Genomic DNA, 255 nt, shown 5'->3' with positions numbered 1-255 from the left:
AACAGCACTGTACGTCGCCACCGACGACTACCTCAACACCCACCCCGATCTCCTGCCCGTTAGGCCGCCCTCCGGATTTCCACCCCAGATCAGCGACGCGGAACTGATCGTCCTGGCGATCATGGAAACCCTGCTCGGCTTCACCTCGGAACGACGCTTCGTCAGATACGCCCACAAGCATCTGACCAGCATCTTCCCGTATCTGCCCCAGCAGTCCGGCTACCACAAGCGCCAACGCACCCTCACTGTGGTGAT

The 255-nt window shown here is 60.8% G+C and carries 1 pseudogene; it reads left to right on the top strand.

The features are described from left to right. Positions 1 to 255 (top strand): annotated as a pseudogene (locus ACQCVD_RS15545) (IS982 family transposase); the annotation flags it as partial.

The sequence above is a fragment of the Corynebacterium halotolerans genome (assembly GCF_050107895.1).
Taxonomy (GTDB): domain Bacteria; phylum Actinomycetota; class Actinomycetes; order Mycobacteriales; family Mycobacteriaceae; genus Corynebacterium; species Corynebacterium halotolerans_B.
Note: the sequence above shows the minus strand (reverse complement) of the source record. Positions and strands in the feature narration are given on the sequence as shown.